A 9,766-nucleotide genomic window follows, 5' to 3' on the forward strand; every position below is an offset into this window, starting at 1 on the left:
ATAACAACAAAATATTCTTTATTCTTAATAGGACGATCAATTTCCTATCATAATATTTTTGTTATTCAATGTTTCTTATCATTTTGTGTCATTCTTATTTATCAAGTAATAATTATTTCTTTTATAATTGTTATTACTTATATATTTTTTAATCCTAATTTTTCAAATGGCGAGTTTATTAGAACTCTATATCATATACAAAATAGTTCTAATATTAACGTAACATTCTTTATTCTCATTCAAATATTATCTTTAACTTGTATGATATTATTGTATAACAATTTAGTAGAATTTATGAAAAGCATATATGCTGTAGTTATCATTTTTTCTATTACATTTATAACTATTTATATTCCTAACTATAAAATTTTATGGATAAACGGAACTATGTTTTCAAGAATAATTGAATTTAATATTTCTTTCACATATATTATTTCAATAGAACTAATATTATGCTTTCTATTTTATATTATAGGAACATTTCTTTATAAAAATAGAGAATATTAAACATAAAAGGAGTTTATATAAAATGGAACCTTATATTATTTTACAAAATGTACATAAAAAAATTAAAAATCAAACAGTTTTAAATGATGTCAATTTAAAATTATATAAAAATAAAATATATGGTTTTAAAGGTCCAAATGGTTCAGGAAAAACAATGATATTTAAAGCTATTCTAGGATTAATAAAAATTGATAGTGGGAATATCACAGTAAATAAACAAATCATACGTAAAGACATTTCATTCCCACAAAATACAGGCTTTATTATAGAATATCCTGGTTTTGTTTCATCCTATTCTGGATTTAAAAATCTAAAATTATTAGCTATGCTCAATAACAATATTAATGATGAAAAAATTAAACAAACATTAATACAAGTTGGTTTAGATCCACATGATACACGACCATTTAAAAAATATTCATTAGGTATGAAACAAAGACTTGGAATCGCACAAGCAATAATGGAAGACCCTGAATTATTAATTTTAGATGAACCAACTAATGCACTTGATGAAGACGGTATACAATTTATAATCGAATTACTTAAAACATTAAAAAACAAAACCATATTAGTTGCTAGTCATGATAAACATTTTTTAAGTCAATTAACAGAAGAAATCTTTACTATTAATAATGGAACTATTCTATTTTCAGAGGACAAACATATATGAAACACAAAAAAATTATACTTATCACTTCAGTAATCATAATATGTGCTTTATGTACGCTAAAATATAATTCAGTTAACAAAGATTATAAAAATTATGAAATTATATCAAAACCAATTATATTAAACCAAGAATTTATTACCAATGACTTCAAAATCACATATATGAATACTCAAAAAAATACTGTGAATATAAATAATGATAAATACATTGAATATCAAATTAATATTAAAATGAAAAATAACACAAAAAAAAATATGCAATACCCATCTAATAAATTTTATATATTAGCACCTAATTATAATTATAACCAAAGTCTATACTTATATAATAAAGATAAAAAACAAATTCCATTTCATTTACAACCTAATGAAGAAATAGAAGGTTTTTTAATATTTAAAATGCCTTATGATTGGAATATCACTGATGATACTCCAGTTAAGATTATATATTCAGAAAGTAATACTGATAAAAATCAAACGATACAACATATATTAGATTTTCAAAAATAATTATTCACTTGTATATCATATACAATCCTATTTATCATAACGTCCTATTATTAGTCGCAAGGACAACAGATTCCCCTTACTCCTATAAAAGATTTTCTATTCCTTATCTTTTTTTAATTTATTTCACATATTTTATAGCAAGGGAATGCTTGTAGACTGATCTATACTGCATTCCCTTATTCTATGTATGCTATATTTCTATTCTTCTTTTTCCGACATTAGAACCCTACATAAAATACCGGACAAATTTACTTTTTAAACAAACCGAAAAAACCTTTCCGTTTTTGTTTCTGATTTTGCGCCTGCATATCTCTAATATTTTCAAGCAATAACTGATCTCGCTTCTCTAGCTTCTTCTCTATAAAAACTTCTAATTCATTGTTTTTACCTTCTACTTCAGTTAATTTTTTCTCTGTATTTGCTAAATGCTCTTTTGTCGTAACCAATTCATTCGTAATTTCTTGCAATTTCTGAACGAGTACTTGATTAAATTGATTTTGTAACTGTTGATTTTCTAATACTTCATTCAGTTTCTTTTCTAATTCTGATTTTTCTTCTTTTGAAACAAACGAATCAAGTTCTCCGTTTCGCCATGACCGAACTTGATCGTAAGACCATTTTTGAGCCTGTATTTTTTCTTTTATTCCTTTTAATTCTTCTATATTTTCCTTCGAGTATCTGCGATGTCCTCCCTGACTTCGCTCCGTTTGTATATTAAATTCATTTGACCATACCTTTAACAAATCAGGTGTAATTCCTAAAAGATCCGCAACAATTTTCGGTGTATGCATTTCCGATTTTAGTTCCAATTTTTATTCCTCCCCCAAAAACGGAATTCGTTTTTCACTTAAAAAATACGATTAAATCAACATTCCAATCAAAATCGAAATGTACTTACAACCGATATAAAAACCGATTTTAAAAACGATTTAATTTCCGAAATACATTCCGATTTTAACACCGATATGTATTACTTCTCGATAATAACATCAAAATCTTTTTTCTATATACAAGATTTTATGCAAAAAAAGAATAGCGAGAATCCCTAGAATCCCCGCTACATCAACGATGTATAAAATCATGTATACCAAATAAACAAACAAAAAAAGAAGAATCACTGTATAGACAAGGATTCTAGCAAAAGATTTGCTACCGATAATGAGATGTTATGTTAACTAAGATTGTATACAATATTCAACTCTTTCAACATAAAAAATCATATGTGATATTAGCAAATAAATGTTATAATTAGTTAATTTGTGTATAAAGGGGGATATTTATGAAGATGTATTATAGCGAACGAGCCCATGAATATGAAAAGGTTTATTTTAGAAACGATCCAATTCGCCAAGAAGAACAAACTCTTATTCAACAGAAACTTCAAAAACTATTTACAAACCAATCTATTTTAGAAGTAGCATGTGGGACAGGCTATTGGACACAGTTTATAGCTAAAACAGCAAAACATATAACAGCCATAGATTATTCCAACGAAGTATTAAACATCGCAAATCAAAAAGATATTCTCCCTTCTAAAGTGAATTTTCTTCAAGGAGATGCCTACCAACTTGATAAAATCCCTGGGAACTTTGAAGGATGTGTTGCAAACTTTTGGTTTTCACATATACCAAAGTTTAGAATTCAAGAATTTTTAAATCAATTACATGATAAGCTTGGGCCTGGAACAACAGTTTTTATGGCTGATAATATTTATACAGAGTCCATAGGTGGAACTTTAGCGCATAAAGAAAATGACCCAAATACATATAAAATAAGGACTTTGGACAATGGAACCAAGTATGAAATCATAAAGAACTATTACACTGAGGAAGAACTAAAAGATATATTTATCCCTGTTTCAAGTGATTTACAAATATATATGGGACAGTGTTTTTGGTGGGTATCCTACAAAATTAAATGAGAAAATTTAACTTCTGATAACGAATTTTACGTAAACTAGCTCTTCTTTTAGGGGCTAGTTTTTTGTTTTCATCTTGTCTTTTTATGTATTACAAATCGAGTGAAGCGACAACCGTTTTCGGACGCGAAAATGAAATTTCGAGACAGAAAAAACGGTAAAGGTTGTAGGAATCTCCTACCAAGTCAAAAACACCGTTTTTGGGGTATGGCATGCCATACCCGTAGCTTGCCCCTTAACAGAGCGAGTAAACAAAGAGGGAAAGATTTTCCCTCTTTGTTTTGATCTTATCTTTAGATCTTCCATTGCTTTTTGTTTGGAGTGCTGGCTCGTCGTGTGGGGACGAAACCCCACGGTTTAAAACGTAGCGTTATGACGGGTAAGAGCAAGTCTAGGACGAATGATCTCGCGGTTCGGCTCGTATACTTGCTAATCCAAGCCGAGAACCATTGCATTGCTTTTTGTCCTTCGGCTTGGCGAGAAAAGCAAACGAGCCGAAAAAAGTTTTGCAAGGACAACATCAAAAAGAAAAGGCGGTAGCCTTTAGGTGAGGATCAACGAACCGACTTTTTGATGTTGAGGGTGGAGATTTTTGAATGATTTTCTCAAAAATACGACCCGTTCCTTGCGGAACTTTTAGCTATATATATAAGAGTGAGAAGAGCAAAGTAAAGAAAGTCAGTAATATCAAGGGTTTATAAGACATGAGGTGTTAATTTTTTTTAACACCTGTGTTAATTTTTTTTAACACCTAAAAAATAGAAAATCCTAAATAAAAAAAGATGTCAATATAAAAATTGACATCTAAAATAAATAAATTGGTAGTTTATGTTTTTTCTTATTACCTTCGATTTTGATATTACGTAATGCCTTTGAAAAAATTTGTTGAGTCGCTCTATCAATATCATCTTTAGGTGAATTACATAATATATTAGGATTAACAAACCAAGTTCTTGCTGAACAAGCCCTTCCATCTTCAGTTATTACACCTGTTTCTGCAACTCCTAAAACCCCTTTTTCAAGCAATTCATTCATCATTTTTGAAATAGAAGTCCTTGTTTTTCCTAATTTCTTGGCTAAATAACTAGGAGACGCTGTATTTGGTTTTATATCATCATTTTCATTTTTTTCAACAATAACATTCGATTTAAATTCTAGAAATCTTGAAATATCAAATAAAAATGCTTTTTCTGGTTGAGTTAAATAACCAATTTCACATAAATAATCAATATTCTCTGTAATCATTTGGACAAATCTCACCCGATCTGTAGGTTTTTTCTTTTTACCAATAAAATACTCTTCTCCACCAGACATTTTACTTAATACTTGCAGCATAATGACTCTTTCTTCTTCAGAAAGTCCACCACTACCTTCAAGTTTTTCATAAATGCTATTAATCTTACTATCTCTTTCTTTTGCCTTTTTTTCAGCTTGTCCGAAATCAATAATTTGCTTTGTCATATCTAGGTTAATTCCTCCTTAATTGAGGGAATCAACAAAAACACCTATTTTTTGCTATTTGATTATAAATCAAATTATGATAATCTATAATCAGATAAGTGAAGTTTAGGTATTTTCGTAGAATACCCTATGAAAAGAGTCATGTTACCGCATGGCTCTTTTTTTCATTCTATCACGTTTTCAATAACCTTAAAGATAAAAACAAAGTTTCCTTAATATTTTACCGCTCCATGTCCAATCCACGATGTCTATTCATTTCTTTTTTATGCTCACGTTCAAATTGATTGTCTATTCCCTTACTATCCAATTCATTTTTAATAATCCCTCTAAACGCCTTAAATTGCTCTTTAAAAACTTTTTTAGTTTGTACATACAAAACTCTTATATTTGTCTGCAGACCCTTTATATGAGCTTTTAATGAGCTAATTTCTCTATTTAATACACCAACTTCTTTTTGCAACTTACTTTTTTCTTGTTTCAACGTTCGATTTTCTTTCATCCAGCCCTCTGCATGCCCTCTTAAACTCTCATTTTCTTTCACAAAATCTGTTTCTCTCAAACGCTCATAATCTTTTTTGATAGTGACCGCTGCATTCACCTGTTTTGTAAATTCTTGATATTGTTCCGGTGATAATACATAATTTCTCGTCTGTTTCTTTGTAATTTCAGCTTTTCCAAACATTTTATCCTGTACTTCTACTACTACTTCTTTACGTAAAAATAGAATTTTAACAGGTTTATTTGGCACTTGATCTGTAGCACTATCTAATTCTTTTTGCATTTGTTCTACTCTTTTTTCTAACTCTATATGACGCTGGCCAATTAACTGCAGCTTTTCATTTTCACTCTCTACTTGTTGCTTTACTATCTCTAATTCTTTGTACGTATCAACGACATCACTTTCCAAACTCGTTTTCGTTACTTCTAATTCATTTGTTTTCTCTTCAACGTTTTTTAAATGATCGTCAATCGTTTGTAACTGTGTTTCTTTTTCTTCTACTTGGTTTTCAATAGTTGACTTTGCTTCTGCATACTCCTTGTATTGACGAACTTTCATGTACTTATATGAACCTACATTAGCACGTTCAAAATTCGGAATATATTCTTTAGCCAATTGCTCGATATAAGCCGTTTCTGTTTCTCTCCAATGCGCAATTAACTTTCTTCCCGTTCCTTCGACACCCTGTTGTTGCAAGGCTCTATCCATTCCGACACGCCTCGTTAATCCTCGACTACTCTCAAAATTCGGTACATAGTTAATATGTAAATGCGGATTCGCTTCATCATCATGTAAAACCATATTATAAACCGCTAGGTTTGGATTTCTCTCTTGAAAAGCTTCAGCATAGCGCTTCAGAGCTTCCTTTTTAGCTTCCCTATACTTTACGTCGTCTTTACCTTCCCCAATCGCTACAACGAGTTCTCGTTGCTCATGCGTCTTATCATCTTTATGTATTTTGTCATAGTAATTCTCAATCTTACGGTCATTCCGTTTTTGCTTCTCGTTATACTTGTCCACCGCTTCTTGAAAGACATCCTTGTATACACTTCGGATGTCCTTTTGAACAAAGTAAATATTCTCCTCTGACCTAGCTGGATCAATGCCAGGATTCCCATGAATATTTTCCCTATTATTGTGGCTTAATGAACTTTGGTGAGATTGATTAAATGAGATAGAACCCAACATAAAGTGCCACCACTTTCCCTAGATTAATTGATACCATAAGTCTAGCAAAGCGACGAAATGGTGTCAATTAGAGTAACCCTATACGTATTTTGACGCTTTCGCATCAAAATCGATAGGGGTCTGCGACGCTTTTCGGCTTTGCCGAGCCACATTACACGTGGCAAAAACAAAACCTTGGGCGTTGCCCAAACCCACTGGGGAACTCTTCCCCAGACCCCATCATTCGAACTCCCCAACCCCTCAATCCTTGAGGGGCTCCCTCGCCGGTTGGCAGGAACAAACAATAGTTTGTTCAATGCCAAGAGGGTTCGGGTGTAATCCAGTTGGTCAAGTCAAATACTCCCTTCGCTTCGCTAGGTCCGTTTTGATTGACCAACACATGCAACCATCTTTTCTCTATAATTTGAGTTATTCGACAATTAGTATTTAAATTATAAAAATATGCAATATTGCATATTTTTTTTCGGAAAGGAAAGTATTTACAAACACTATATCCAGGTATAACATTGCATCTTGTAAGAGAAACAATAATAGAGGAGGAAAACAAATGAAGAAAAAAGGACTTCATTTATTTTTAGTAGCTGGTCTTGCTTTAGTAGGAATGAGTGCTATCAGTAATAATTATGCTAGTGCAGATGGTCAATATTCTATTGATTATCATAATGAATATCGTTTTTGGAATCCTGATGATCGTACATATTCTGCTCAAAAATGGACTGATTCTTATTATTACATGGATTGTACAAGTATGAGTGGTATTGAGAACTTTACAGCATATGCTATGGCAAATGGATTCGATGTTGCTGATGGTCATTATTACACTATAAAAAAAGGTTCTAATCTTGGATTATATAATTTAGCAACAGAAAGACAGGGTAAGGGTACTTCGGCTTGGATTAATGCTCAAAAATATGGTAATGGTTCTGCCTATGGTTCTTGGCAACCTGATAGATAAAATGCCAAATAAAAAAGGTAGTCGATCGACTTACTCAATCACTACCTTTTTTTATTTGGCATTTTATTTATCTTATTAAAAATTTTATGGAGGCGTTTTATAAATGTTTACATATTGGTTTACACGTATAAATAATAAACACTTATATTTATCATTATTGATTGGTTTTAGTATTTGTTTCTTACAACTTGTTTTTTCTGTTATAAGTGCTTCTCATTCTTTACATACCGCTGATTCTTTTTTTTCTCCTTATACAAAATGGATAGGAATTGATTTGGTATCCAGTTTTAAAACTATGTATTATTTTTTATTACCAATTATAGCAACTATTGGCGTAGGTAATATTATACAACAAGATAAAAATAATGGATTTCTATATATTTCTTTATCTAAAACTACTAAACAAAAATATTTCACAACGTTTTTTTTAACATCCTTTTTAACAGGATTTATTGTTATTACATTACCTTTATTATTTGATTTTTTGGCTGCCTTTTTATTTTTACCAAATGTACCTGTTGATCCTATTATTAATTCAAACATTGGTTTAACAGAAACTTCTACTTTTTTCCCTGATTTATATTTTAATCATCCTTTTATACATGTTTTATTTTATATTGTTCTATCTGGTTTCTTTGGAGGAATTTTTTCATTACTATCTGTTAGTTGTTCTTTTTATTATAACAATCAATTTTCTGTATTAATTATTGGATTTATTATTCAAATTGTCTTAACCATAATGAATTTATTTATTTCTTTTCCAATATCTCCAATGTTCTTTTTACCAGAAATACAGACAATACAAAATGGTTCTTTATTATATATTACTATATTAGCTATTTCACTTTTAAGTATATCGACTATCTTATTTTATCAAGGAGTTAAAAAACGTGTTATTTTCTAAATCTATCTTACACCTTTATAAAAATATAAAAAGAAATATCTTTTTTATATTCTTATCCCTTATCTTATTTTGGATTTTAAGTTTATTTAATACTTATTCATTTGTTCGAGGAGCAAACTTTTCATTTGAATTATTAAATATATTTTTAAGTTTTAAAAGTGAAGGATTTATTTCCTTTACTTTTCTTCCCTTTTGTTTGATTCTTACAACAATATTAATACATCAACAGGATAATCCATTTTTAATAGTTAGATTTAAAACTATATATCATTACTTTACATTTAAAACTATACAAATCATGATGCTATCCGTTCTATATGTATTCACACTCACAATTATATATTTTATAAATGCGAGTGTATTCAAAATATATACCCATACATCTTTTGAACTAAATAATTATTCAGCATATCTATATATTTTTTATTACACAATAATACTAATTGTTAGTGTTTTTAATATATTACTTTTACAATCTATATTAAATATTGTACTCAAAAATAATTTATTAAGCTTTATATGTATAATAATGATGATTTTATTAGATCAATTTTTACATATAAAATTGAATATATCTTTTATTCTTTATCATGGTATTGTCATAAAAAAAATCGATGTTCTCACATTAAACACTATTATTAATCAATGTACATACAATTTAGGTATTCTATGTATAGTATTAGTAGGATTTCACCATGTATATAGTAAAAAAGAATTTCATTAATCAGGAGAAATTTGATGAACTCAAAATTTTTATTACTTATAAAACGTGATTTTTTATTATTCTGGAGTATATCAAAAATCAAATTTTTTAATGCTATATTCCTTATTATCTCCATTCTGGCAATTACTGTATATCTCATTAAAATTAATAGTTCAATAATAGGAATCCCTAATACTCACATTTATTTTACAGATATATACTTTTATTTGTTTTTTGGAGTTAAATATGAATTAGTAAAAACAAATCATTTTGATTTCCCTATCATGTGGTTGATTTTAGAAATAATTCCTTTTTATATCATAGGGGATTCTTTTAAAATAATAACAACAAAATATTCTTTATTCTTAATAGGACGATCAATTTCCTATCATAATATTTTTGTTATTCAATGTTTCTTATCATTTTGTGTCATTCTTATTTATCAAGTAATA

Annotated in this window: 8 protein-coding genes and 1 pseudogene; 6 read left to right on the forward strand and 3 right to left on the reverse strand. The window is 29.2% G+C overall.

The window, feature by feature from the left end:
- Nucleotides 1-529: 529 nt before the first annotated feature.
- Together ACTFRN_RS27790 and ACTFRN_RS27795 are read left to right on the forward strand one after the other, a co-directional pair.
- A complete protein-coding gene (locus ACTFRN_RS27790) occupies nt 530-1,177 on the forward strand; it encodes an ATP-binding cassette domain-containing protein (RefSeq protein ID WP_050224770.1) in 648 nt (215 codons plus the stop codon).
- Nucleotides 1,174-1,686, forward strand: coding sequence for a DUF4352 domain-containing protein (locus ACTFRN_RS27795; RefSeq protein ID WP_050224771.1), 513 nt, complete (start codon nt 1,174-1,176; stop codon nt 1,684-1,686). The genes ACTFRN_RS27790 and ACTFRN_RS27795 overlap by 4 nt, the downstream gene beginning before the upstream one ends.
- Before the next feature lie 248 nt (nt 1,687-1,934).
- On the opposite strand, the gene ACTFRN_RS27800 is transcribed toward ACTFRN_RS27795, so the two are convergent.
- The gene (locus ACTFRN_RS27800) at nt 1,935-2,495 is read right to left on the reverse strand and encodes a MerR family transcriptional regulator (protein WP_050224772.1); all 561 of its coding nucleotides are present in this window, start codon (nt 2,493-2,495) and stop codon (nt 1,935-1,937) included.
- A gap of 470 nt (nt 2,496-2,965) precedes the next feature.
- On the opposite strand from ACTFRN_RS27800, the gene ACTFRN_RS27805 reads away from it, so the two are divergent.
- On the forward strand, nt 2,966-3,607 hold the full coding sequence (locus tag ACTFRN_RS27805; protein WP_016718069.1) for a class I SAM-dependent methyltransferase: 642 nt from the start codon (nt 2,966-2,968) through the stop codon (nt 3,605-3,607).
- Nucleotides 3,608-4,408: 801 nt separating this feature from the next.
- Here the strand turns inward: ACTFRN_RS27805 and ACTFRN_RS27810 are convergent.
- Both ACTFRN_RS27810 and ACTFRN_RS27815 read right to left on the reverse strand, forming a co-directional pair.
- A complete protein-coding gene (locus ACTFRN_RS27810) occupies nt 4,409-5,065 on the reverse strand; it encodes a replication protein (protein WP_050224764.1) in 657 nt (218 codons plus the stop codon).
- Between the two features lie 220 nt (nt 5,066-5,285).
- Entirely contained in the window at nt 5,286-6,752 is a 1,467-nt protein-coding gene (locus ACTFRN_RS27815) for a plasmid recombination protein (RefSeq protein ID WP_088106320.1), read from the reverse strand.
- Between the two features lie 547 nt (nt 6,753-7,299).
- Between ACTFRN_RS27815 and ACTFRN_RS27820 the strand changes: the two genes are divergently transcribed.
- The 3 genes and pseudogenes from ACTFRN_RS27820 to ACTFRN_RS27830 all read left to right on the forward strand — a co-directional run.
- The gene (locus tag ACTFRN_RS27820) at nt 7,300-7,707 is read left to right on the forward strand and encodes a hypothetical protein (RefSeq protein WP_050224766.1); all 408 of its coding nucleotides are present in this window, start codon (nt 7,300-7,302) and stop codon (nt 7,705-7,707) included.
- A 103-nt stretch (nt 7,708-7,810) separates the two neighbouring features.
- The gene (locus ACTFRN_RS27825) at nt 7,811-8,611 is read left to right on the forward strand and encodes a hypothetical protein (RefSeq protein WP_050224767.1); all 801 of its coding nucleotides are present in this window, start codon (nt 7,811-7,813) and stop codon (nt 8,609-8,611) included.
- 738 nt (nt 8,612-9,349) lie between these two features.
- A pseudogene (locus ACTFRN_RS27830) lies at nt 9,350-9,766 on the forward strand (histidine kinase); the annotation flags it as partial.

This window comes from Bacillus cereus group sp. MYBK245-2, assembly GCF_051916145.1.
In the GTDB taxonomy this organism is placed as follows: Bacteria; Bacillota; Bacilli; order Bacillales; family Bacillaceae_G; genus Bacillus_A; species Bacillus_A pacificus.